This is a genomic window from Dactylosporangium sp. NPDC051541 (assembly GCF_044454505.1).
In the GTDB taxonomy this organism is placed as follows: domain Bacteria; phylum Actinomycetota; class Actinomycetes; order Mycobacteriales; family Micromonosporaceae; genus Dactylosporangium.
The window spans coordinates 57,664-79,216 of sequence record NZ_JBITDU010000006.1 but is presented as its reverse complement, the minus strand read 5'-3'; the positions used below and the strand labels follow the sequence as shown (position 1 = coordinate 79,216).

Below are 21,553 nucleotides of genomic sequence, written 5' to 3'. Positions count from 1 at the left end.
TCGGGTCTCCGATTCGGCCTCAGCTCAAACGCGCGCTTGCGTGTGTGCGGCCCGGAACGCGAGGATGGCTCCCGGGGGGCTGATGGTCGACTTCGCTGGCGCGCTACGAGATGCAATCCAGGCACGTGGCCTGGGGCTGGAACGCATCCAGGAGCGGTTGCGCGCGGAGGGTTACTCGGTCAGTCTGGCCACGCTCAGTTACTGGCAGACCGGGCGCAGCCGGCCGGAGCGGCGCGAGTCGCTCGCCGCCCTGACCGAGCTGGAGAAAATCCTCGAGGTCGAGCCCGGCTCCCTCGCGGCCCTGGTCGGTCCGCCCCGGCCCCGCGGGCGGCATTTGCACAAGAGCGCCGAGGCGCCGCTGGGCGCGTTCTGGTCGGAGCGCGAGCTGATCGTCGACCTCGCCCAGGGCATCGACACCCGATGGGACGAGCGGCTGACCCGGCTCAGCCAGCACGACCGGATCAACGTCGGCCCGGACCGGGGCGAGGCGTCGATCGTGGTGCGTCAGGTGCTGCGGGCCGAGGCCGACGGGCCGGACCGCTGGGTGGCGATCATCCGGCTCGACGAGCCCGGGCCGCCGCTGCCGTTATTGACGCCGGTGCGCAACTGCCGGCTGGGCCGGGTGGTGGAGGCCCGCGAGAGCGGCCTGCTGCTGGCCGAGTTGCTGTTCGACCGGCCGCTCGCCAAGGGCGAGACGGTGATCACCGAGCACGCACTGCACAATTATCCGCCGTTTCCCCTGGCGTCGCAGTACGAGCGAAAGTTTCGGCTGCCGGTCCGCGAATATGTGGTCGAGGTGTGTTTCGACCCCGCCGCATTGCCGCGCGCGATTTATCAATATCAGCAGATGGACGATCAGGACGAGCAGGTGGTCACAATCGAGGCGGATGCCGGGCACTCGGTGCACGCCATCGCCCTCGACTACGGCCCCGGGCGCTATGGCGTGCGCTGGGACTGGGAGTAGCAGCGGCCGACGGCCGGGACAAACTCGCTGGTCACAGAATCTTGGATGGCATTTCACAACACCTTCGACGGTAGGGACGAACAACGGGGCGCCGGTGTGGCCAGCGCCCCGCCTCTGTTCCCGGAGAATCCCGGCGTCACCATCGGAACGGCTGGGATGTCGCCGCGACGGTCAGGGTGGAACGCATGTGCCGCCTCCACAAGGAAGTCTTTCCTTGGTGGAGAACCTATTGGGCGGCACACGCGCCATCAAGATTGTGGATCGCCTTAACAGTTAACGCTCTGGGTTCGGATCACTCTTAACAGTTAAGAGACGACCGTACATACAAATAGGGCCGGACGGTCGCACCCGCCAACTTGTGCGACCGCCCGGCGTTCAAGACCCCCGTGTGTGTTGCCGCTACTCCAGCCGGATCCAGGCCGACGCGTCGGCGGGCAGCGTGCCGTCGGCGTTGAGCGGGACGCTGCTCAGCAACACCTCGCGGTGCGGCGGCAGCTCGGCCGGCTCGGTGCCTAGGTTCGTCACGTTGGCGAAGGAGTCCCCGCGGGCGAAGGCCAGGACCTGCGGCTGCGAATCCAGCCAGCGCAGCGGCCCGTCGCCGAGCTCGGGCTCGTCCTGGCGGATGCGCAGGGCGTCGCAGTACAGCCGCAGAAATGAGCCGGGCTCGCCCTGCTGCGCGGCGACCGTGAGCTCCGACCAGTGCGCCGGCTGCGGCAGCCACGGCTCGCCGGTGGCGTCGGGCGGGCTGAAGCCGAACGGGGCGGAGGTCCCCGACCAGGGCAGCGGCACGCGGCAGCCGTCCCGGCCGGGGTTCACACCCCCGGAGCGGTGGAACATGGGGTCCTCGCGCAGCGCGTCGTCGAGGTCCTCGACCTCCTCCAGGCCGAGCTCCTCGCCCTGGTAGAGGTAGTAGGCGCCGGGCAGCGACATGGTCAGCAGGGCCGCGGCCCGGGCCCGGCGGGTGCCCAGGGCCAGGTCCGACGGGACGTCCCGGCGCTTGTCGGCGAACGCGAAGTTGGTCACCTCGCGGCCGAACCGGGTCACCTCGCGGGTGACGTCGTGGTTGCTGAGCACCCAGGTGGCCGGGGCCGCGACCGGGGCGTGCACGTCGATCGTCATGTCGATCTCGCGGCGCAGCTCGGCGGCCTCCCACGGCGCGCCCAGGAACGCGAAGTTGAACGCGGTGTGCAGCTCGTCGGGGCGCAGGTAGCGGGCGAAGGCGGCGTGGTCGGGCAGCCAGACCTCACCGATGAGCGCCCGCGGCGGGCTGTAGGTGTCGGCGATGCGCCGCCACGCCTGGTAGACCTCGTGGATGCCGTCGTTGTCCTCGTAGACGTCGCTGACGAGCGGGTCCTTGATGAGCACGGCGGCCGAGTCGATGCGGATGCCGTCGATGCCGCGGTCGAACCAGAACCGCAGGATGTCCTCGAACTCGTCGCGCACCGCCGGGTGGTCCCAGTTGAAGTCCGGCTGCTCGGAGGCGAACAGGTGCAGGTACCACTCGCCGTCGGCGACCCGGGTCCAGGCCGGCCCGCCGAAGATGGACTGCAGGTCCGTCGGCGGCAGCTCGCCGTGCTCACCGCGGCCCTTGCGGAACCAGAACAGGTCTCGCTCCGGCGAGCCGGGCGCCGACGCGAGCGCCCGCTGAAACCAGGCGTGCTGATCGGAGCAGTGGTTGGGCACGATGTCGCAGATCACCCGGATGCCGGCGGCGTGGGCCTCCTCGACGAGCTTCTCGGCCTCGGCCAGGGTGCCGAAGATCGGGTCGATGGCCCGGAAGTCGGCCACGTCGTAGCCGCCGTCCGCGAGCGGCGAGGGGTACCACGGCACGATCCAGATCGCGTTGACCCCGAGGCCGGCCAGGTAGGGCAGGCGAGAGCGCAGGCCTGCCAGGTCACCGACGCCATCGCCGTTGCCGTCGGCGAAGCTGCGCAAGTACACCTGGTAGATAGCGGCGCTACGCCACCAAGCTTGGTCGGTCACGAGGAACCTGCTTTCTCGAAGATCGAAGTGTTGAACGCGAACGGCCGGGCCAGTGGCGGGGGCTCAGCCCTTGACGGCCCCGCCCAGGCCGGCGCCCGAGAGGAAGAGCCGCTGGAAGACCAGGAAGAATACAACCGGGATGAGCGTCGAGATGGCCAGCGACGCCAGGAACACACCCAGGTCGGTCTGCGACGCGATCGCCGGCAGGCGCACCGACAGCGGCTGCTTGGCCGGGTCCTTGAGCACCAGCATGGGCCACAGGAAGTCCTTCCAGCTGGCGATGGTCGCAAACACCGACACCACACCGAGGATCGGCTTGGACATCGGCAGGACGACCGACCAGAACAGCCGGAACGAGCTGGCCCCGTCGACCTTCGCCGCCTCGAACACCTCGCGCGGGAGGCTGTCGAAGAACCGGGTCACGAGCACGACGTTGAACGCGCTGGCGCCGGCCGGGAGCCAGACGGCGAAGAAGTTGTTGATGAGCGACGTGCCGACCAGCGGCGGGTTGAGGATCGTCAGGTACAGCGGCACCAGCAGCACCACGCTCGGCACGAACAGGGTGGCGATGACCAGGCCGTTGACGATCTTGCTCCAGGCCGGGCGCAGGACCGACAGGACGTAGCCGCCGGTGGTCGCGACGAGCAGCTGCACGAACCAGGAGCCGGCCGCGAGCCAGATGGTGTTGAGGAAGTACCGGCTGATCTGGACGTCGTTCCAGGCCTCGGAGATGTTCTCCCAGCGCACGCCGTTGGGGAAGATCGCCAGCGGGGTGCGGATGATGTCCTGCGTCGGGGTGATCGCATACTTCGCCAGCAGCAGGATCGGGCCGATGCCGACGACGAGGAGCAGTACCAGCAGGATCACGTGCAGGGTCTTCATGGCCCCGGCGATGCGGGGGTTGCGCCAGTCCTGGCTGGAGACGAAGCCGCGGCCGCCCTCGAACTGCGAGGCCTTGCGCCGCCGGGCCGGGCGGGCGGCCGGAGGTGGGAGGGCGGGAGCGGCGCCGCCGGGCGACCGCGCGGTGATGGTCTGCTGGGTGGTCACGACTTGCTCCAACCGGACGTGAGCTTGAAGTACACCAGGGACAGGATGGCCAGGAACGCGGCCAGCAGGACGGACAACGCGGTGGCGGCACCGTAGTTCCCGCCCAGGGACCGGCCGAACCCGTAGTCGTAGATCATCAGCAGGATCGTCAGCGTGGCGTTCGCGGGGCCGCCGCCGGTGAAGAGGTACGGCTCCAGGAAGACCTGGACGGTACCGATGATCTGCAGGATGAAGGTGATGAGCAGGACACCGCGCAGCTGCGGCATCGTCACGTGCCACACCTTGCGCCAGATGCCGGCCCCGTCGACCTCGGCCGCGTCGTAGAGCTCGTCCGGCACGCCGATGAGGGCGGCCAGGTAGATGATGACGGTCCCGCCGGCCGCGGCCCACGTCGCCTCGATCACCAGGGACGGCATCGCCAGGGAGGGGCTCGACAGCCAGGTGTAGGGACCGAGCCCGACCCAGCCCAGGATCGTGTTGAACACGCCGTCGGGGGATCCGTCGTAGAAGAACTTCCACAGCAGCACGGCGACGACCGGCGGTACGACCACCGGCAGGTAGGACAGCACGGAGTAGATGCCCTTGCGCCGCCGGACCGAGCTGATCAGCACCGCGGTCACCAACGGGATCGGGAAGCCGATCACCAGGGCCAGCAGCGCGAAGTAGAGCGTGTTGAGGATCGCCGTCGGCAGGTCGGGATCGGTGAGCACGTAGTGGAAGTTGTCCCAGCCGACCCACTTCGGCGTGCCGACGAGGTTGGTCTTCTGGAAGCTCATGACGACCGACCGCAGGATCGGCCACCACGAGAAGACCCCGAAGACGATCAGCAGCGGCAGCGCGAAGAGGACCGAGCTCAGCCCGCCGCGCTGCACCCAGGTCACCGGATTGCGCTTGCGGACCCGGCCGACCACCTCATTGCCCCGCGGGTGACGGTCAGAGACGACACTCACGACACATCTCCAGTCCTAGTGGCGTGGGCCGCCGGCGACCGGCGGCCCACGCGTGGAAGGTCGGTCAGGCCGCGTCGATGGCGCGCTGCGCCTTCGTGTTGGCGTCGGTGAGGAGCTGGTCGATGTTGGCGTCCTTGTTGGTCAGGACGGCCTGGACCACCGTGTCGAGCGACTTGTAGACGTCCTGGGTGGCGACCGCCGGCTCGTTGACGAGCTTGGCGTCGAAGACCTTGCTGGTGAAGGTGGTCATCTGCTCCAGCGGCACGTTGACGTAGGACTTGATCCAGCCCTGGTACTGCTCGTACTGCTGCTGCGAGAAGATCGGCAGCTCGGGGGTGCCGACCGGCTGCTTGCTGGCCACCTGGACCTGCGCCTGCTTGGCCGCAGCGTCAGCGTTGGTGTACTTGCGCAGGTAGTGCGCGTCGATCCACTTGATGGCGGCGGCCTTCTCGTTGTTGCTGGCCTTGCTGGAGACGGCGGCCATGGTGCCACCGCCGAGCACGCCGGCGTTGCTACCGGTCAGCGGGATCATCGTCAGGCCGTACGTCTTCGGGTCGATGTTGTTCGTCTGCACGAGGCTCGTGTAGACGTCCTGGCCCGAGGTGTACATGCCGACCTTGCCGGCCGCGAAGGCCTGGTTGATGCTCGACCAGTCGTAGTCGAAGTTCGCGCCCATGGAGTTGTCGCTCCAGCGCAGGTCCTTCAGGAACTGCAGCGCGTCCTTGGTGCCCTGGTTGGTGAGGGTGGCCTTCTTGCCGTCCTCCATGCGCCCGCCGCGGGCGTAGGTGTCGACGGTCAGCTGCCAGCCGCCGGTGCCGTCCTTGGACATCTGGGCGAAGCCGGCCACGCCGGTCTTGTCGGCGATCGCCTTGGCGTCGGTGCGGACCTCGTCCCACGTCGTCGGCGGCTTGTTCGGGTCGAGGCCGGCCTTGGTGAACAGGTCACGGTTGTAGTGCAGGCCGACCGCGTAGATGCTCTTGGCCGGGATGGCGTAGACCTTGCCGTCCTCGCCCTGGCCGTACTGCAGCAGGTTCTGGTTGAAGTTCTTCGCGTACGACAGCGAGTCCAGGTAGGCCTGCATGTTCGCGATCTGCTGGTTCGCGATCAGCGTCTTCGCGTCGGTGAAGGGGATCTCGAACACCGTCGGCAGCGTGCCACCGGCGAGGTCGGCCGCGAACGTCGTGGCCTTCCACTCGTAGTCGTGCGTCTTGACCGTGATGTTCGGGTTTTCCTTCTGGAAGTCGGTGACCTCCTGCGCCAGCGCCGTCTGCGCCTCCGGCTTCGCGCCCGGGAGCAGGCCCACGACGTTCAGCGTGACCTTGGTGTTCGGGTCGAGCGTGGTCGAGCCGGCGTCGCTGCTGCTCGGGTCGTCGCTCGAGCCGCACGCGACGAGCGTGCCGCTGAGCGCGAGCGCACCGACGAAGGCCAGTGCGGCCCTCGTCGTACGTGAGAACTTCATCGTCGCTCCTTGTTGGGGTGTAGGCGATTCGCGAACCACCGCGCACGAGGTCGCAGCACGACGTTCAGCTGCCGGGGCCTGTCCCCGTGCGATCTAGGCGCGTTACTGCTCGATTTCCGTCGCATCGCGCCAGGGTTTCGGCCTGACGTAGGCAAGAGATTAGGCTCACGTCCCACAAGAAGTCCATGGTCCGTTGCAAAATTTTAATGATCTTCGAGCAGCCGTTTGCACGGACGCGCTCCCACGCCCCTCCGACTTGCACGAAATCGCCCGAAAACCTGCACGCCGGCGGTCCGCGCCACTGGGAGCGCGCCCAGCAAACGAGTTTCCTGCGCAACGCAAAGAGCGCCCCGACTCCCGCAGGAGTCGAGGCGCGCTCGGTGCAGAACAGTTATGCGGCGGTGATGGCCCGGGCCACTTGCATGGCGCCGGTCGAGCCGCGCACGACGAGCTCGGGCTCGAACAGCATCTCCTCGGTCGGCACCAGCGTGCCGGCCACCTGGCTGACGAGCAGGGTGACGGCGGCCTGGCCGATCGCCTGGATGGGCTGGCGGACCGTGGTCAGCGGCGGGTCGGTGCAGTTCATGAACAGCGAGTCGTCGTAGCCGACCACCGACACGTCGTCGGGCACCTCCCGGCCGAGCCGGCGGGCGGCCCGGATCGCGCCCAGGGCCTGGACGTCGGAGGCGCAGATGATGCCGGTGACGCCGTGCTTGATGAGCCGGGTGGCGCCGGCGCGGCCGCCCTCCATCGAGAAGATGACCCGCTCGACGTCGCCCTCGTCGACCGTTGGCGAGTCGGCCGCCGCCTCCTGGAACGCGGCCAGCTTGCGGTTGGACGGCGCGTGGTCGGCCGGGCCGAGGATCAGCCCGATCCGCTTGTGCCCCAACGAGGTGAGGTGGTTGAACGCCTGGTCCACCGCGTGGCCGTCGTCGGTCGCGACCCGCGGGAAGCCGAGGTCGTCGATGGCGGCGTTGACCAGCACCGCGGGCAGGCCACGGTCGCGCAGGCGGTGATAGTGGTCGTGCTCGGCGGCCGCCTGGTGATAGAGGCCGCCGCAGAAGATGATGCCGGAGACATGCTGGTCGAGCAGCATGTCGACGTAGTCGGCCTCGGAGACGCCGTCGGCGGTCCGGGTGCACAGCACCGGGGTGAAGCCGCGCTTGGAGAGCGCGCCGGCGACCACTTCGGCGAAGGCCGGGAAGATCGGGTTTTGCAGTTCCGGCAGCACGAGGCCGACCAGGCGGGCCCGCTCGCCGCGCAGCTTGGTCGGCCGCTCGTAGCCGAGCACGTCGAGGGCGGTGAGGACCGCCGTGCGGGTCGCGTCGGAGATGCCTGGCTTGCCGTTGAGCACCCGACTCACGGTCGCCTCGCTCACGCCGGCGTACTTCGCCACCTCAGCGAGTCGTCGAGTCATGCCCGCAAGCGTAGTGCATGACTACGCAATTTTTTGCACGATGTCGCCCACGCAACCGTGCACCCCGGGCCTGACCTGGTTTGGTGCCCGAAAAATAGCGAATTTTCCGGGCACCACGCTAACCGACGAGGGCGATGGAGATCTTGCCGCCGCCATACCCTGAAACATCCACCTTGAGATCCAGCCGCCGGCCGAGGGCGAGCAGGTGGTTCACCGCGTCCGCCGGCGGGTTCTGGCCGGGCAGGAAGGTCTGGTGCAGCTTGACCCGCGGCGCGTCCTCTTTGTTGATCAGGCCCGCCAGGATGTTGCAGATCTCGCCGGCGTTCTCGCCGATCATCTTCGAGATCTCCTTGTCCTCGATGCAGGCCTCGGCGCCACCCGGCGGGATCAGGCCGATCGCGGCGCCCGCGTAGGCGGTGAGCTGGAAGTCCATCCCGATCACAGCCATGAGTTGCATGCGTTCGTCGGTGTAGAGGGCGAAGGTGGTGCGGGGGACGTCGGCGGCTTTGAGCGGGTCGGCCGGGTTCACGGTGACCGGCCGGCCCAGCAGGTCGTCAAACAGGTCCTTGACGGCCTTCGGAACGGGCAGAACATGCGACATAGGTCATATCATCCCAAAATCGGGTCGAGCGCGTCCTTGAAAGTGTCGGCTGTGAACGGCTTGGTGACGAGGAACAGCGCGCCCGCATCCTCGGCCGCCTGCCGCATCTCCGGCGTGCCCTCGGACGTGACGAACCCGAACGGGACCTGGTTGCCGTTGGCGCGCAGCATCCGCAGCACCTCGACCCCGGTCATGTGCGGCATGTTCCAGTCGGACAGGACCAGGTCCGGCTTCTCGGCAACGGTCTTGTCGAAGGCCTCCTGCCCGTCACTGGCCTCGACGAGGTCGTGTCCTTCGAAGCCGGCCTGGCGCAGGGTGCGGGTCACGATCTGCCGCATCACCCGGCTGTCGTCGGCGATCAGAATTTTCATGCGGGTGCTCCAGCGAGGTCGGCGGTGCTTTCGAGAACGGTGACGGTGACCGACTCGGCCATCCAGGTGCCTCCGAGGTGGCAGACCTCGGTGACCGAGGGGTAGCGGCCGTTGGCCCCGTCGACGTGCACGTGCGGCAGCGACAGGGCACACGGCTCGGGCAGCAGGCTCTTCACGTTGCCGCCGATGATGTTCGCGAGCTCGCCCAGGGCGTCGGCGACGTCCTCCTCGGCGACCTCCTCGAACTCGATGCCCAGCAGCGCCGCCGCGACGTGCTTGGCGGCCGCCTCCGAGCAGCTGACCAGCACGTGTCCGCGCCACGCACCGGTGACCGAGACCGACGCGGTCACGTCGGCGACGGGCTTCTCGTGCGGAAGGGCCACCAGTGGGCTCGCGCCGTCGAGGTCGAGGTAGGAGGACCAGACCTGCTCGGCGATGACCTTCAGGTCGTCTTCAGTCGGGTTCGTCATGCTGCGACTCCGTTCGGGACGAGGCCGAGCAGGGCCAGCTTGTCGATGATGGCGTCCGGGGTGAAGGGCTTGATCACGTATTCGTGCGCCCCCGAGGCCAGGGCCCGGACGATCTGACTCTGCTCACTCTCGGTAGTGACCATCATGAGCGTCATCCCACGCAGCCGCGGCTCCGCGCGGACCGCCGTGACGAATTCCAGCCCGTTCATCTCGGGCATGTTCCAGTCGACGAGCGCCAGACCCGGAATCTCGCCGTCACCGTCGAGAACGTTGGTCTTGAGGTAGTCCATCGCCTCTTGACCGTTGCCCGCCTCGACCACGTCGAAGCCCAGCTGGGCCACGATCCGCTTGAGAATCAGGCGCATCGCGCGCGAATCGTCGATCACCATGGTGAGCATCTGGATTCACCCCTTTCCTACAGCGCTCACGGGGGTGGCGGCCTTGCCGGCCGCCCGGAGCTTGTATGCGGACGTGCGGCCGGCGACCACCCGTTCAAACCTGTCATCGATGCCGATCGTGGTCTCGGCGGAGCCGAGGAACAGCCACCCGTCCGGGCGCAGCGTCCCGGCGACCCGCTGCAGGACGGTCCGCTTCGTCTGAACATCGAAATAGATCAGCACGTTGCGGATGAACACGATGTCGAACGGGCCCATCGGCGGGAACGGCGCCGCCAGGTTGAGCCGGCGAAACGTCACGTGCTTGCGCAGCGTCGCCGTGACCTTCCAGTGCGCACCCTGCCGCTCGAAGTGCTTCACCAGCAGCGGTGCCGGCAGGCCGCGGTTGACCTCCAGCTGGGTGTACTGCCCGGCCTCGGCCCGGGTCAGCATCTCGGTGGAGATGTCGGTGCCGAGGATGTCGAAGCTCCAGCCGGCCGGCAGGTTGTCCTGCAGGACCATCGACAGCGTGTAGGGCTCCTGCCCGCTCGAGCTCGCCGCCGACCAGACCTTGATCGTGCGGGTGCTCGCCCGCCGTTGCAGGAGATCCGGCAGTACCGTGTCGACGAGTTGTTTGAACGGCTCTCCATCGCGGAAGAACGAGGTCTCGTTGGTGGTGAGCGCGTCGACGATCTTGGCGTGGATCTCGGAGTCCGGCTTCATCTGGGCCCGGTTGACGAACTCGGACACCGTCGGCAGGCCAGATTGCCGGGCCAAGGGCAGCAGGCGCGCCTCGACCAGGTACTCCTTGCCGGCCTCCAGCACGATCGCCGCGTCACGGCGAACGAGGCCGCTGATGAAGGCGAACTCCTGGGCAGTCAAGGTCATCGGGTCACCTCCATGGACTTCGCGCCGCGGCCGCCTGCGGTACGGCTGATGAGATGGTTCGCGATCTCGCCGAGCGGCAGCACGGCGTGCGCGAGGCCCGCGTGCGTGACCGCGCCCGGCATTCCCCAGACAACCGACGTCGCCTCGTCCTGCGCCACGATCTCGGCCCCCGCCGAGCGCAACTGCTCGGCGCCGCGTTTGCCGTCCTGGCCCATGCCGGTCAGGATGATCGCCAGTGTCGCGCCGCCGTACGTGCGCGCCACCGAACGGAAGAGCACGTCCACAGCCGGGCGGCAGAAGTTCTCCGGCGGCCCGGTGTTGAGCTTGGTCACCACCTCGGTTCCCCGCCGGTGTACCTCCAGATGGAAGTCGCCCGGCGCGATGTACACGGTCCCGGGGCGCACCACCATCTCGCCTGCGGCCTCGACGACGGTAAGTGCCGCGGTCCGGTCGAGCCGGTCGGCGAACATCTTGGTGAACACGGGCGGCATGTGCTGCACCACCACCACGGGCACCGGCAGGCTCGCCGGCAACGCCCGGACCACGGCGGTGAGCGCGTCCGGCCCGCCCGTCGAGCAGCCGACCGCCACGATCTCGATGCCACCGGTGCGGGGCGCGGCCCGGATCGGCGCCGCGGCCGGTGCGCCCGGCGGCACGTTCGGCGGCCGCACGACACCCGGCAGCGGGGTGCCCCCGGGCGGCCGGGTGAGGGAGGGCGCGGGCATGTTGCCGGCTCCGGTCAGCGGGCGCCCCGGCGCGAGCCCGGGCCGCGCCGGCGGGGCGAGCGCACTGCGCCGGCCGCCGCACAGGGCGTGGATGCGCGGGATGATCTGCTCGCGGACGCTGCGGATGCTCTCGGCGACGGAGCCGACGTTGGCCGGCTTGGTCACGTAGTCGCTGGCGCCCGCGGAGAGCGCGTCGAGCGTGGCCGTCGCCCCGGCCGCGGTCAGCGTGCTGAACATGATGACCGGCAGGCGGGCGTACTGCTGGCGGATCGCCCGCATGGTCTGCAGGCCGTCCATGATCGGCATCTCGATGTCGAGGGTGACCAGGTCGGGCCGCAGCTGCTCGATCTTGGCGAGGGCGACCTTGCCGTTGGGGGCCGTCCCGACCACCCGGATCTCCGGGTCGTCGCCGAGCGCGTCGGTGATGAGACGCCGCACGACGACCGAGTCGTCCACGACCAGAACCGAGATCACGCGCCTTGCCTCCAGCACCGGGGGGCCCACGGCAGAGGTGTCGGGCCCGTCACGTTCCAGCGGGCTAATCGGCGTCAGATCGGGCGGGGATAAGGAAATTCCCAAAAGAACCGCCGCTGCCCGGAGCATTCCGGACAGCGGCGGTGAATGCGCGCGTTCGCGCCCGCGAGGGGTCACCCCGGCATTTCAGCCGGCCAGCGGACCCAGCGCGGTGAAGTACGGGTCCAGCAGGCGCCGGGCGGTGGCCGAGTCGAGCAGATCGCGCACCATGAGCGCCTGGACGGCTCCGCTGAGCAGGTTCCACACGCCACCGGCCCGGTCGGGCACCGGGACGCCGGAGCGGTCCAGCGCCTGCACGAGCAGCAGTTGGGCGACGGCGCCGGCGCGGACGCGGCCGGAGAGGAAGACGGCCCACGAGGCCGAGTGCACGGCCGGGGCCCAGTCGGACAGGCCGGGGCGGGCCGTGTCGGTCACCTTGTTGAGGGCCTGCATCTCGGCCCCGGACAGCGAACCGACCCGGGTGAGTAGCTTGTGCACGTCCTCGGCCTGCGGGCCCAGGTCGTGCTCGCGCTCGGGCAGGGCCCGCACGGCGGAGGTCCACGGCGCCGACAGCCGGCGGCGGGAGTCGTCGGAGAGCAGCTCGCGCAGGTAGGCGGCGGCCGCGGCGTCGGAGAGCACGCCGGTGGCCTTGCTGGCGACCGGGCTCTGCCGCTGGCGCGGGGTGCGGGCCTGCGGGGTCGGCATGGTGGCCGGCTGCGCCGGCCGCTTGCCCCAGGTCCAGTCGAGCACGTCGTAGCGCAGGCAGTGCAGCAGCCCGTCGAGGGTGCCCAGGGGTGCCCGCTCGATGACGGTCAGCGTCCCGGCGTCGGCGGCGGTGGCCCGCCGCTCCTGAGCCGCGGCGTCGACGTCACGCCAGAGGTCCACACGGTCCCAGTCGTCGTCGCCACGGGCCGCGGCGATGGCCGGAAGATCACCCTGCGTAAGGGCGAGACTGCGGAGCAGTACATCGGCCGCTGCCGATCCACCCTGCAGACGAGAGAGGTCGAAGCCGAGAACGGGGGCGCTAACCAGGCTGTACATGGCAACTAGTCTGCAACGCAGCTGCACCCCGGTCTGTCCGCCAAATGGGCCGGGGACGACGCCAGCCTAGTGACTGAGCGTCATCCCCGGGGTGTCCACCGAACTCGGCATCAGATCTTGAACCGGGCCACGAGCGAGCGCATCTCGCTCGACATACGGGACAGATCGGATGCGGCCCGCTGCGCTTCGGCTACGTTGCGTGACGTATTCTGGGTCGCCGAGGCCACCGTCGAGACGTTCGTCGCGATCTCGGCCGAGCCCGTCGCCGCCTCGCTGACGCTGCGGTTCATCTCGTTCGTGGTCGCCGTCTGCTCCTCCACCGCGGAGGCGATGGTGAGCTGGTAGTCGTTGATCCGGGAGATGATCTGGCCGATCTCGCCGATCGCCGCGACCGCGCCGGTGGTGTCGGCCTGGATCGCCTCGACCCGCCGGGAGATGTCCTCGGTGGCCCGCGCGGTCTCCTGCGCGAGCTCCTTGACCTCGTTGGCGACGACCGCGAAGCCCTTGCCGGCCTCGCCCGCCCGGGCCGCCTCGATTGTCGCGTTGAGCGCGAGCAGGTTGGTCTGCTCGGCGATCGACGTGATCACCTTGACCACGTTGCCGATCTCGGTCGAGGACTCGCCCAGCCGGCTCACGGCCTTATTGGTCGACTCGGCCGCCATGACCGCCTGGGACGCGACCTTCGCCGCCTCACTGGCGTTCTGCGCGATCTCGCGGATCGACAGGCCCATCTCGTCGGCGCCGGCGGCCACGGTCTGCACGTTGCGCGAGACCTCCTCGGCCGCGAGGGCGACCACGCCGGCCTGGTCGGTCACCTCGCCGGTGCCGGAGGCGATCTGCGCGCTGACCCCGGAGAGCTCGCTGGCCGAGGAGGCCAGCGAGGTGGCCGTCTGGTCCATCGTCTGGACCGTGCCGCGCATGCTGTCGGTGGCCCGGTTCAGCGCCGTGGCCATCTCACCGACCTCGTCGCTGGAGCGCACCTCGACCTTCGCCGACAGGTCACCGTCGGCGACCGCGCCGAGCACCTGCGAGACCCGCCGCAGCGGCCCGACCACGAGCGCGGTGACCCAGAGCCCGATGCCGAATGCGGCCACCAGCCCGAGTGCGGCCACGACGCCCATCAGCATGCTGTCGCTGTTGTAGTCGTCCTCGGCGCTGGCCCGCCACGCCTCGGCTTCGGCCACGTCGGCGTCCTGCAGCCGGCCGATCGCCTCCTTGGCCTTGGTCAGCTGCGGCTGGCCCTGCGCGGCCATGATGGTGACGTAGTCGGCCACGCTCCCGGCCGCGATGGCCTGGGCGGCGACGCCGTCGCGCACCTTGCGGTAGGCGTCCAGCGCGGTGGCGATCGTGTCCAGGTCGGCGCTGCGGCTGGCCGGCGCGCCCTGGCGATACCGCGCGATCGCGTCGGCCAGCGCCGCGTCGGCGCTCTTCTGCTGGTCGGGACTCAGTGCCCCGAGAATGTCGGCGACCGCCTGGCGCATCTCGGACAGAGCCACGAACTGCTTGTTCTTGGCCGTGAACTGCCGCATGGTGCTGTTCGAGTCACTCAGCGAGTTGAGGCCGAAGACCGTGATGGCGACCGTGATGATACCGCCGACGGCGATCGCGGTGAGGACCTTCGCCCGCACGCTGCGATTCGTGAACCAGCTCATGAAGATGGCCTATTCCTCGCGGTTGGTGCCGGGCGGGTTGGTGTTGACGGCCTTCTGGGTGTCCAGGGCCAGCAGCAGCCGGCCGTCGAGCTTGAACGCGCCGGTGATGAGCTGGCGGGCGCGGCCCTGCAGCGTGTCCGGCGGCGGCTCGAACGTGTCCTCCTGCAGCGTCACGACCTCGCCGATCCGGTCGACGAGCAGCGACACCGACTCCTCGTCGGTCCGGACGATGACGTTCATCGCCGGCTCGGCGGTCTTCGTGCGCGGCGGCAGGCCGAGCTGGACCCGCAGGTCCACCGCGGCGATGACCTGGCCCCGCAGGTTGAACAGGCCGCCGACGGACTCCGGCGCGAGCGGGACGGACGTGTACTGGTCGAAGGAGAGGACCTCCTGGACCTTGGCGACGTCGAGGCCGAAGAGCTGGTCGGCGACCTCGAAGGTGGCGTACTGACGGCTGGCCATGGTCAGGCTCCGGCGGTCTGGTAGGAGGTGTAGTCGGCCTCGGTCCCGGCCTGGTACTGCTCATACGGGTCCATCGAGGTGTGGAAGAGCGGGTCGGCGGCGAGGATGGCCCGCCGCACGTCCAGCAGTTCGGTGACGCGCTGCTGGATGACGGCCGAGCCGAGCAGGCCGTCGTCGCCGAAGTCGCGCTTGGAGTCGTCGAGACCCTCCTCGACGATGTCGATGATCTTCTCCACGGCCAGGGCGACCGAGCGGCCGTTCTCCGTGTAGACGACCACCGGTACCGTCGGCCCGGGCTCCGTCTCGTAGGCGCCGAGCAGGTGCGACAGGCGCAGCACGGGCAGGATCTGGTCGCGGTACTGCACGACCTCCCGGCTGCCGGTCCGCTCGATGCGCTCGACCGGGAACTCCTCGAGCCGGGTGACCATGTCCAGCGGGATCGCCACCCGCCGGTCGCCGACGCCGGCGATGAGCAGCCGGTCGGCGTTGCCGCGGCCGCGGCGCTGCGACGCCTCGGCGTTCTCCCGCTCGCCGCTGGCGGCCAGGTGGGCCCGGCGGGCCAGTGAGGCGACGTCGAGGATCAGCGCGACCCGGCCGTCGCCGAGCAGGGTGGCCCCGGCGTAGGCCCCGATGTCCTTGAACCGGGAGGTCAGCGGCTTCACCACGACCTCCTCGGTGTTGAGCACGCGGTCGACGACGAGGCCGAAGCGCTTGCCCTCGGCCTGCAGCACGGCGACGTAGACGTCGGTGTCGTGCTCGCCGTCGCGCGGAATGCCGAGCGTGTCGTCGAGGTACACCAGCGGCAGCAGTTTGCCGCGCAGGCGGTACACCGGGGCGCCCATCGCGTGTTCGACGACGCGACCGGACTGGCCGTCGAGGTAGACCAGCTCGTGGACGGCGACCTGCGGGATGACGTACCGCTCCCGCCCGCACTCGATCGTCAGGGCCTGGATGATGGCCAGCGTCAGCGGGATCGTGAGCCGCCAGGTGGTGCCCTGGCCGACCACCGAGTCGACGTCGACGGTCCCGCCGATGCGCTCGATGTTCGTCTTCACCACGTCCATGCCGACGCCGCGGCCGGAGACGTTCGTGACCGCCTTGGCGGTGGAGAAGCCGGGCTTGAACACCAGCGCCAGGATCTCGCGCTTGTCCATCGCGGCCAGCTGGTCGCGGGAGACGATGCCCTTCTCGACGCCGATCCTGGCGATCTTGTCCGGGTCGATGCCCGAGCCGTCGTCGCGGACCTCGACGATGACGTGGCCGCCCTCGTGATAGGCGCGCAGCGTCAGCGTCCCCTCAGCCGGCTTGCCGGCCGCCACGCGGTCCGCGGGGGCCTCGATGCCGTGGTCGACGGCGTTGCGCACGAGGTGGGTCAGCGGGTCCTTGACCGCCTCCAGCAGCGAGCGGTCGAGCTCGGTCTCCTTGCCCTCCTGGGCCAGCTTGATCTGCTTGCCGAAGGTCGAGGAGAGGTCGCGTACAACCCGGGGCAGCTTCGACCAGATGTGGTCGATCGCCTGCATGCGGGTCTTCATCACCGATTCCTGCAGCTCGGAGGTGATGAGGTTGAGCCGCTGGCCGGTGCGGGTCATGCCCGGGTCGGAGACGGTGCCGATCGCCCGCACCAGCTGGTTGCGGGTCAGCACCAGCTCGCCGACGAGATTCATGAGCTTGTCGAGCAGGTCGACGTCGACGCGGATGGACTGGTCGGCGACGCTGCGGCGGGACGCGCCCTCCTCGCCCGGCTCGGGGGCGGTCGGCTTGCCGGTGGCCGGCGCGGCCGGCGCGGCGGGGGCAGCGGCGGCCGGGGCGGTGGTGGCCGCGGGCGGCGCGGCCGGTGGCGGCGCCGCGGCCGGGGCCGGGGCCGCCGCGGCGGGTGGCTCCACGACCACGACGACCTCGGCCGGCGGCTCGACCACGACGACCGTCGGCTCGGGCGCGGGCTCCGGGGTGGCCGGCGCCGCCGGGGCCGCCGCGGCCGCGGGGGCCGGGGCGGGGGCGGGGGCCGGGGCCGCCGGAGCCGGGGCCTTGGCGGCGTCGTCGGTGATGCAGGCGTTGACCGCCGCGACCACCTCGGAGTCGTCGCCGGGCAGCTCCTGGCCGTTCTCCTCGATCTCGGAGAGCAGACCGCGGACCGTGTCGACCATGCGCAGCAGCGCGTCGGTCGTGGCCGGCGTCATGTCCTGGGCACCGTCGCGCAGCCGCGACAGCAGCGACTCACCGACGTGGGTCACCTTCTCCAGCCGGTTGAACGCCAGGAAGCCCGACGTGCCCTTGATCGTGTGGATCGTCCGGAAGATCGACGAGAGCAGGTCGCGCGAGCCCGGTTGGGCTTCGAGCGCGACCAGGTCTCGGTCCAGCTGATCGAGGTTCTCGTGGGACTCCACGAGAAACTCCTGGACAATGTCACCCAACTCGCTCACGGCCAGGCGCTCCTTTCGACCCCGCTGCGGGGGACACGACACGCATTGGGACGAACCCCGCGGTCCGCGCCCACTGGGACAATCGGCACCCTGCGTAGCCGGTAAAGGAAATGTGTCACCGCTCCGCTACGGAGGGTATAAACCGCGATTACGCGAGTTCGGTCGGGCGCGGGCCGGTGCGTGGATCGCGGCGCACCAGGGTGGCCTGGCGGACCAGGCGGCGGGCGGTGCTGAGCCGCGGCTCGCCCGTCATAAGCGTCAGCCGGGGGCCGGCGCCGGGCGGCGGCGGTTCGAGCAACGCACCGTCCTCGGGGCGCACGACGGTCGCCTCGATCACGCGGTAGACGAACCAGGTGTCCTGGGTCTCGAGCACCACCGGGTCGCCGATGCCGAGCCGGTCGAGCCGCCAGAAGAGGCCCGGCCGCCGCTCGGCCGCGATGCCGGTGTTGCCGGCCGCCCCGATCGGCGCGGTGCCCGGGATGCGGGCCGGGCTCACGCCGCGATCCTCGGGGACCGGGCCGTCGAGCACGACGAAGTCCTCGCCGATGGTCGGCAGATGCAGGCGGGCGACCGGGCCGGTGGCGACCGCCCGGACCGCCCCGGCCGCCCACCGCGCGTCGAGCTGCTGGGAGAGCCGGTGCTGGGCGGACTGGATCTCGCGGGTGCGCCCCAGCCAGTGCCACACAGCCGTGCCGCTCGCCGCTGATAGGACGAGCACCAGCAGTACCGCCGAAAGCAGGAACCGACGGAACCTCATAAATCGACTATATGGCCATTATTCGGCCAGCACTGGCACCTCCGCCGACCGGCGCAGGACCAGCAGCGCCCCGGCCGGGCGGTGCAGCAGCAGCATCGCGCCGGCCGTGCAGGCCAGCACACCGATCGCCCCGGCCACCACGAGCGTCTCGCGCGGCCCGATGGCCTCGCACAGCGCGCCCAGCACCGGCGCACCGACCATCCCGCCCAGCGCGCTGACCACTGCCGCCGCCGCCAGCACGCGGCCGCGCATGTCCTCGCGGGTGTCCAGCCGCACGCGGGTCGACACCGTGGTGTCCACGATCACCGCGGCCGCCGCGATCGGCACCAGCGCGGCCGCGAACGACCACAGCCCGGGCGCGACGCCGGCCACCATCTGCAGGACGCCGGCGGCCACGCCGGCCCCGATGAGCAGCTGGTGGCGCAGCTCGCGGAAGCGGCCGACGAGCAGCGCGCCGAGCACGGTACCGCCCGCGAAGACGGTCGACAGGATGCCGTATCCGGCCGGACCGCCCGACAGCGGACCGTAGCTCATGGCCGCCATAGTTACCTGGTAGCTGCGGCCGATGCTGCCGAGCACGAAGGCCACGCCCAGCACGACCAGGACGGCCGGCTGGGTCGCGAAGTAGCGGGTGCGGCTCCGGCAGCGCTGATCCGCCTTGCACCCCGTCGCGCACCCGGGCTGCACCGCTCGTCCCGGTGAATAGGTGTTGTGCGAATCTGGCTCTGGTTCCTGATCGGCGGCGCGGCGCTGGCCGCTGTCGCGGCACTTACCGCGCCCGGCGGCAGCGGCCCGCTGAACCTGGTGCTGCTCGCGGTCTTCGTCGCCGTGGCCGCCGGTGCGATCGCCCGGCGGCGGCCCCAGCCGCGGGCCGCGTGGTGGCTGCTGTTCGCCGGCGTGGCCGCGTCGGCCACCAGCACCTACCTGCTGGCGTTGATGCCGGACGGGCCGGAGGAGCTCGGGGCCGGCTACTTCCTCTGCTACCCGCTCACCGCGGCCGGCCTGTGGCTCGTCGCCAAGCGGCTGCGGCCGTGGTCCTCGACGCGGATCCTCGACGCCGGCATCGTGCTGATCGGGATCGCCCAGCTCAACTGGATCTTCGTGCTCTACCCGCTGCTGCACCGCAGTGGCCTCAAGCCCCTCGACGCGTGGGGCGTGAGCCTGATCGCCGTGAGCGACCTGGTCACGATCGCGCTGCTGCTGCGGTTCGCGTTCGCGGCCCGCCGCAGCCCGGCCGCGCTGCTGGTGCTGGCCGCGGTGGGCGTGATGGTGAGCTCCGACGCCTTTTACGTCATCAAATACGTGGCCGGTCACGGCACCGCGTCGATCAGCTCGTTCTCGGCGGTGGGCTGGCTGGTCTGGGCGCTGCTGCTGGCGACGGCCGCGCTGCACCCCGACGCCGGGACCGCCCTGCTGCGCCCGCGCGCGGCCGGAGCCGATCACGGTACCCCCATCGCCGGCTTCATCGCCCTGTCGCTGCTCGGCCCCGGGCTGCTGATGGCCGACCTGATGCTGCGCCCGGGCGCCGACCCGTGGCGGCACGCGCTGGTGCCCGCGATCCTCACCGGCGCGCTGATGGTCTCGATGGTGCTGCGCCTCGGCCGGGCCCTGCGCGAGCGCACGAAGCTGCAGCAGGAGCTCGCCTTCCGGGCCCAGCACGACGTGCTCACCGGCCTGGCCAACCGCGAGCTGTTCCGCAGCAGCCTGCAGGACGAGCTCGACGCGCACCGCGAGATCGGGCTGCTCATCATCGACCTCGACGGCTTCAAGGACGTCAACGACACCCTCGGCCACCCGGCCGGCGACGAGCTGCTGCTGACCGCGTCCGCGCGGCTGCGGGCCACGGCCACGGCGGCCTCGCTGCTGGCCCGGCTCGGCGGCGACGAGTTCGCCGTCATCTGCCCGCCCGGCGACCTCGACGACATCGCGGCCGCGCTGGTACGGGAGCTGGCGCTGCCGTATCGGGTGGCCGGCCGGGAGCAGCGGATCAGCGCCAGCATCGGCGTGTACTCCGGGCACCCGGTCACCACCGGCGACGCCCTGCAGAGCGCGGACATCGCCCTGTACGCCGCGAAGGAGGCCGGGCGCAACCGGGCCGTGCGCTACCACCCGGCCCTGCGCGAGGCCCACGTGGCCCACACCGTCCTGGCCGACCAGCTCCGGGCCGCGGTCGAGGCCGGCGCCTACTTCGGATTCTCCATGCACTACCAGCCGGTGGTCGACGTGCAGACCGGGCGGGTCACGGCGGTCGAGGCCCTGCTGCGCTTCACCACGCCGGACGGCACCCCCGTCTCGCCCGCCGTCTTCGTCCCCGTCGCCGAGGAGATCGGCCTCATCGGCAAGCTCGGCGCCTGGGTGCTGGAGCAGGCCTGCACCGACGCCAAGGTCTGGCACGACGAGCACGGCATCTCGGTGACCGTGAACGTCTCCGGCCGCCAGCTGCGCAACCCGAAGTTCGCCGACGAGGTCCTGGCCGTGCTCAAGCGCACCGGCCTGCCGGGGGCCGCGCTGGTCCTCGAGATCACCGAGACGGTCCTGGTCACGGCGTCGCTGGAGGAGACGGCCGAGGTGAGCCGGCGGCTGGCCCGGCTGCGCGCGTTCGGCATCCGGATCGCCATCGACGACTTCGGCACCGGCTACTCGTCGCTGGCCTACCTGCGCACGCTGCCGCTGGACGTGCTGAAGATCGACCGCGCCTTCGTGCACCGCATCGAGGAGCGGCAGGACAAAGCGCTGTTCCGCGCGGTGGTGGAGCTGGCCCGCAGCATGTACCTCACCCCGGTCGCCGAGGGCGTCGAGACCCCCGGGCAGGCCGAGGTCCTGCGCGAGCTGGACTGCGCCCTGGCCCAGGGCTTCCTGCACGCCCGCCCGATGCCGGCCCCCGCGCTGGCCACCTTCCTGGTGGAGAAGGCCGCCGTCGCCGCTTAGGTGCGGCCGTCGCGCTCCTGGGCCTGCTGCAAGGTCTTGGAGTGCGGCACCCAGTCGGCCAGCCGCACCGGGTAGCGCAGCTCCTGCAGCCGCTGGACCACCTCGGGGTCGTCGTCGACGACGATCTCGATCGCGGACTCGCGGGCCATCCGGCGCAGCTGCTGGGCCTTGAAGTCGCGGGCCGGCCGGCGTTCGTGGGCCGGGCGCATGAACAGCAGCTCGGCCGGCAGGTCGGCCGCGCGCAGCCACTCGGCGGTCACGTCGCGCAGATACTCGGGCCGGCCGGTGAGCCAGACGAGCACGTGCGACTCGGCGTAGGCGCGGGCCAGCTCGACCCCTTCGGCCAGCACCGGGTCGCGGTCGGCGGCGGCGAAGAACCGGTACCAGTCCTTCGGCCGCCGGTCCAGGTACTTCAGCCGGTGCCGCACGTCCGCGACGACGCCGTCGATGTCAAAAACCGCGAGCGAGTCCTCCACGCGACCAAGTCTGCCGCACCCGTCCGGCAACGATCGCCGACCCGGCCCCGCACCC

Annotated in this window: 20 protein-coding genes; 2 read left to right on the top strand and 18 right to left on the bottom strand. The window is 70.4% G+C overall.

What is annotated here, in order from left to right; translation table 11 throughout:
* Positions 1-64: 64 nt before the first annotated feature.
* Positions 65-964 (top strand): multiprotein-bridging factor 1 family protein, encoded by a 900-nt coding sequence (locus tag ACIA8L_RS26935; protein ID WP_395909144.1) that lies wholly within the window; start codon positions 65-67, stop codon positions 962-964.
* A 399-nt stretch (positions 965-1,363) separates the two neighbouring features.
* On the opposite strand, the gene ACIA8L_RS26930 is transcribed toward ACIA8L_RS26935, so the two are convergent.
* The 17 genes from ACIA8L_RS26930 to ACIA8L_RS26850 form a co-directional block, all read right to left on the bottom strand.
* The gene (locus ACIA8L_RS26930) at positions 1,364-2,947 is read right to left on the bottom strand and encodes a glycoside hydrolase family 13 protein (protein ID WP_395909143.1); all 1,584 of its coding nucleotides are present in this window, start codon (positions 2,945-2,947) and stop codon (positions 1,364-1,366) included.
* A 63-nt stretch (positions 2,948-3,010) separates the two neighbouring features.
* Positions 3,011-3,994, bottom strand: a complete 984-nt coding sequence (locus ACIA8L_RS26925) for a carbohydrate ABC transporter permease (protein ID WP_395909142.1) — start codon at positions 3,992-3,994, stop codon at positions 3,011-3,013.
* On the bottom strand, positions 3,991-4,944 hold the full coding sequence (locus ACIA8L_RS26920) for a carbohydrate ABC transporter permease (RefSeq protein ID WP_395909141.1): 954 nt from the start codon (positions 4,942-4,944) through the stop codon (positions 3,991-3,993). The genes ACIA8L_RS26925 and ACIA8L_RS26920 overlap by 4 nt, the downstream gene beginning before the upstream one ends.
* A gap of 64 nt (positions 4,945-5,008) precedes the next feature.
* Entirely contained in the window at positions 5,009-6,403 is a 1,395-nt protein-coding gene (locus ACIA8L_RS26915; RefSeq protein ID WP_395909139.1) for an ABC transporter substrate-binding protein, read from the bottom strand.
* A 391-nt stretch (positions 6,404-6,794) separates the two neighbouring features.
* Positions 6,795-7,820, bottom strand: coding sequence for a LacI family DNA-binding transcriptional regulator (locus tag ACIA8L_RS26910; RefSeq protein WP_395909138.1), 1,026 nt, complete (start codon positions 7,818-7,820; stop codon positions 6,795-6,797).
* Positions 7,821-7,938: 118 nt separating this feature from the next.
* Positions 7,939-8,421 (bottom strand): hypothetical protein, encoded by a 483-nt coding sequence (locus ACIA8L_RS26905; protein WP_395909137.1) that lies wholly within the window; start codon positions 8,419-8,421, stop codon positions 7,939-7,941.
* A gap of 8 nt (positions 8,422-8,429) precedes the next feature.
* Positions 8,430-8,792: a response regulator gene (locus tag ACIA8L_RS26900; RefSeq protein ID WP_350619586.1), complete on the bottom strand. Its 363-nt coding sequence runs from the start codon at positions 8,790-8,792 to the stop codon at positions 8,430-8,432.
* Complete coding sequence (locus ACIA8L_RS26895; protein ID WP_395909136.1) at positions 8,789-9,262, bottom strand: chemotaxis protein CheX; 474 nt, start codon at positions 9,260-9,262, stop codon at positions 8,789-8,791. Before ACIA8L_RS26895 ends, ACIA8L_RS26900 begins: the two co-directional genes overlap by 4 nt.
* Positions 9,259-9,660 carry a response regulator gene (locus ACIA8L_RS26890; protein ID WP_395909134.1) on the bottom strand — a complete coding sequence of 134 codons (402 nt, stop codon included), beginning with the start codon at positions 9,658-9,660 and terminating at the stop codon, positions 9,259-9,261. Before ACIA8L_RS26890 ends, ACIA8L_RS26895 begins: the two co-directional genes overlap by 4 nt.
* 6 nt (positions 9,661-9,666) lie before the next feature.
* Complete coding sequence (locus ACIA8L_RS26885) at positions 9,667-10,524, bottom strand: CheR family methyltransferase (protein WP_395909133.1); 858 nt, start codon at positions 10,522-10,524, stop codon at positions 9,667-9,669.
* Complete coding sequence (locus ACIA8L_RS26880; protein WP_395909132.1) at positions 10,521-11,723, bottom strand: chemotaxis response regulator protein-glutamate methylesterase; 1,203 nt, start codon at positions 11,721-11,723, stop codon at positions 10,521-10,523. Before ACIA8L_RS26880 ends, ACIA8L_RS26885 begins: the two co-directional genes overlap by 4 nt.
* Before the next feature lie 186 nt (positions 11,724-11,909).
* Positions 11,910-12,803: a hypothetical protein gene (locus ACIA8L_RS26875; RefSeq protein WP_395909130.1), complete on the bottom strand. Its 894-nt coding sequence runs from the start codon at positions 12,801-12,803 to the stop codon at positions 11,910-11,912.
* A 110-nt stretch (positions 12,804-12,913) separates the two neighbouring features.
* Positions 12,914-14,455 carry a methyl-accepting chemotaxis protein gene (locus tag ACIA8L_RS26870; RefSeq protein ID WP_395909129.1) on the bottom strand — a complete coding sequence of 514 codons (1,542 nt, stop codon included), beginning with the start codon at positions 14,453-14,455 and terminating at the stop codon, positions 12,914-12,916.
* A gap of 9 nt (positions 14,456-14,464) precedes the next feature.
* Positions 14,465-14,917, bottom strand: coding sequence for a chemotaxis protein CheW (locus tag ACIA8L_RS26865; protein WP_395909128.1), 453 nt, complete (start codon positions 14,915-14,917; stop codon positions 14,465-14,467).
* A 2-nt stretch (positions 14,918-14,919) separates the two neighbouring features.
* Entirely contained in the window at positions 14,920-17,337 is a 2,418-nt protein-coding gene (locus ACIA8L_RS26860; protein WP_395909127.1) for a chemotaxis protein CheW, read from the bottom strand.
* Between the two features lie 148 nt (positions 17,338-17,485).
* A complete protein-coding gene (locus tag ACIA8L_RS26855) occupies positions 17,486-18,094 on the bottom strand; it encodes a sortase (RefSeq protein WP_395909126.1) in 609 nt (202 codons plus the stop codon).
* Positions 18,095-18,112: 18 nt separating this feature from the next.
* Positions 18,113-18,781, bottom strand: a complete 669-nt coding sequence (locus ACIA8L_RS26850; protein ID WP_395909125.1) for an MFS transporter — start codon at positions 18,779-18,781, stop codon at positions 18,113-18,115.
* 24 nt (positions 18,782-18,805) lie between these two features.
* Between ACIA8L_RS26850 and ACIA8L_RS26845 the strand changes: the two genes are divergently transcribed.
* Positions 18,806-21,022, top strand: coding sequence for a putative bifunctional diguanylate cyclase/phosphodiesterase (locus ACIA8L_RS26845; RefSeq protein ID WP_395909124.1), 2,217 nt, complete (start codon positions 18,806-18,808; stop codon positions 21,020-21,022).
* On the opposite strand, the gene ACIA8L_RS26840 is transcribed toward ACIA8L_RS26845, so the two are convergent.
* Positions 21,019-21,498: a hypothetical protein gene (locus tag ACIA8L_RS26840; protein ID WP_395909123.1), complete on the bottom strand. Its 480-nt coding sequence runs from the start codon at positions 21,496-21,498 to the stop codon at positions 21,019-21,021. The two genes, ACIA8L_RS26845 and ACIA8L_RS26840, sit on opposite strands and share 4 nt — an antisense overlap.
* Positions 21,499-21,553 lie beyond the last annotated feature (55 nt).

What these genes read in the sequence shown, in the direction of transcription:
- ACIA8L_RS26935 (WP_395909144.1), top strand. Translation starts at nt 65, where the DNA reads ATGGCTCCCGGGGGGCTGATGGTCGACTTCGCTGGCGCGCTACGAGAT.
- ACIA8L_RS26915 (WP_395909139.1), bottom strand. Translation starts at nt 6,403, where the DNA reads ATGAAGTTCTCACGTACGACGAGGGCCGCACTGGCCTTCGTCGGTGCG.
- ACIA8L_RS26910 (WP_395909138.1), bottom strand. Translation starts at nt 7,820, where the DNA reads ATGACTCGACGACTCGCTGAGGTGGCGAAGTACGCCGGCGTGAGCGAG.
- ACIA8L_RS26905 (WP_395909137.1), bottom strand. Translation starts at nt 8,421, where the DNA reads ATGTCGCATGTTCTGCCCGTTCCGAAGGCCGTCAAGGACCTGTTTGAC.
- ACIA8L_RS26900 (WP_350619586.1), bottom strand. Translation starts at nt 8,792, where the DNA reads ATGAAAATTCTGATCGCCGACGACAGCCGGGTGATGCGGCAGATCGTG.
- ACIA8L_RS26895 (WP_395909136.1), bottom strand. Translation starts at nt 9,262, where the DNA reads ATGACGAACCCGACTGAAGACGACCTGAAGGTCATCGCCGAGCAGGTC.
- ACIA8L_RS26890 (WP_395909134.1), bottom strand. Translation starts at nt 9,660, where the DNA reads ATGCTCACCATGGTGATCGACGATTCGCGCGCGATGCGCCTGATTCTC.
- ACIA8L_RS26885 (WP_395909133.1), bottom strand. Translation starts at nt 10,524, where the DNA reads ATGACCTTGACTGCCCAGGAGTTCGCCTTCATCAGCGGCCTCGTTCGC.
- ACIA8L_RS26875 (WP_395909130.1), bottom strand. Translation starts at nt 12,803, where the DNA reads ATGTACAGCCTGGTTAGCGCCCCCGTTCTCGGCTTCGACCTCTCTCGT.
- ACIA8L_RS26870 (WP_395909129.1), bottom strand. Translation starts at nt 14,455, where the DNA reads ATGAGCTGGTTCACGAATCGCAGCGTGCGGGCGAAGGTCCTCACCGCG.
- ACIA8L_RS26865 (WP_395909128.1), bottom strand. Translation starts at nt 14,917, where the DNA reads ATGGCCAGCCGTCAGTACGCCACCTTCGAGGTCGCCGACCAGCTCTTC.
- ACIA8L_RS26855 (WP_395909126.1), bottom strand. Translation starts at nt 18,094, where the DNA reads ATGAGGTTCCGTCGGTTCCTGCTTTCGGCGGTACTGCTGGTGCTCGTC.